Genomic DNA, 1,536 nt, shown 5'->3' on the forward strand with positions numbered 1-1,536 from the left:
GCTGGAGATCGTGCCGAAGCGGCACGGCGACGCACGCGGTTCTTTCAGCGAGACCTGGAATGCCGCGCGTTTCGCCGAGGCCGGCATCGATCTCGTCTTCGTGCAGGACAACCATTCCTACTCAGCCGCGGCCGGCGTGCTGCGCGGCCTGCACTACCAGCTTGCGCCGCGCGCCCAGGACAAGCTGCTGCGCGTTATCCGGGGCGGCGTGTTCGATGTAGCGGTAGACATCCGCCGCTCCTCGCCGAGTTTCGGCAAATGGGTGGCGCTGGAGGTGTCAGCTGAGAAGGGCAACCAGATCCTAGTGCCGAAGGGGTTCGCGCACGGCTTCGTCACGCTCGTGCCGGATACCGAGGTGCTGTATAAGGTGACCGACACCTACTCGCCCGAGCATGACCGGTCGATCCGTTTCGACGATCCGACAATCGGCATTGAATGGCCGGCGGTTGCGGGCGGCTTCCAGCTTTCGGACAAGGATCGCAAGGCGCCATTGCTTGGCATGGCCGAGGTGTTTGCATGAGGAGAGACGGCGGCATGAATTTCCTGATCACTGGTGGTGCCGGCTTCATCGGCTCTGCCGTCTGCCGGCATCTGTGCGCCAACCCGGCCTACCGCGTCACCAATCTCGATAAGCTCACCTATGCCGGCAACCTCGCTTCGCTCAGGCCGATCGAGAACGCGCACAACTACCGTTTCGAGCAGGCCGACATCTGCGACGAGCGGGCGGTGCTGGAGATACTGCGCCGCGACGACATCGACATCGTCATGAACCTCGCCGCCGAGAGCCATGTCGACCGCTCGATCGACGGCCCCGGCGCCTTCATCGAGACCAACATCGTCGGCACCTACCGCATCCTGAACGCCGCGCTCGACTACTGGCGCGGGCTGTCCGAGGAGCGCAAGTCCGGCTTCCGCTTCCACCATGTCTCGACCGACGAGGTGTTCGGCGACCTGCCCTTCGACAGCGGCATGTTCGTCGAGGAGACGCCCTATGCGCCGTCCTCGCCCTATTCGGCGTCGAAGGCGGCGTCGGACCATCTGGTGCGCGCCTGGCATGAGACCTACGGCCTGCCGGTCGTGCTTTCCAACTGCTCGAACAACTACGGGCCCTATCATTTCCCGGAAAAGCTCATCCCGCTGGTCATCCTCAACGCGCTCGACGAGAAGCCGCTGCCGGTCTACGGCGCTGGCGCCAACGTGCGCGACTGGCTGTTCGTCGAGGATCACGCGCGCGCCCTGGAGCTGGTCGCGACGAAGGGACGGCCGGGAGAGGGCTACAATGTTGGCGGCAATTCCGAGCGCACCAATCTCGGCGTCGTCGAGACGATCTGCGATCTTCTCGATTTGAGGCGCCCGCGCGCCGGCGGCAAAAGCTACCGCGACCTGGTCACCTTCGTCACCGACCGCCCCGGCCATGACCGCCGCTACGCGATCGACGCCTCCAAGATTGCGCGCGATCTCGGCTGGACGCCGAAGGAGAATTTCGACAGCGGCCTGGCAAGGACCGTCGACTGGTATCTCGACAACAAATGGTGG

At 64.5% G+C, this 1,536-nt stretch carries 2 protein-coding genes; both read left to right on the forward strand.

Annotation, left to right across the window (positions count from 1 at the left end; genetic code table 11):
- Window position 1 precedes the first annotated feature (1 nt).
- Window positions 2-520 carry a dTDP-4-dehydrorhamnose 3,5-epimerase gene (gene rfbC, locus EOA29_RS36080; protein WP_127222369.1) on the forward strand — a complete coding sequence of 173 codons (519 nt, stop codon included), beginning with the start codon at window positions 2-4 and terminating at the stop codon, window positions 518-520.
- Window positions 521-534: 14 nt separating this feature from the next.
- Window positions 535-1,536, forward strand: a 1,002-nt coding sequence (gene rfbB / locus EOA29_RS36085; RefSeq protein WP_127222370.1) for a dTDP-glucose 4,6-dehydratase, incomplete at its 3' end; no start/stop codon positions are given.

This window comes from Mesorhizobium sp. M1E.F.Ca.ET.063.01.1.1 (genome assembly GCF_003998155.1).
Classification (GTDB): Bacteria; Pseudomonadota; Alphaproteobacteria; order Rhizobiales; family Rhizobiaceae; genus Mesorhizobium.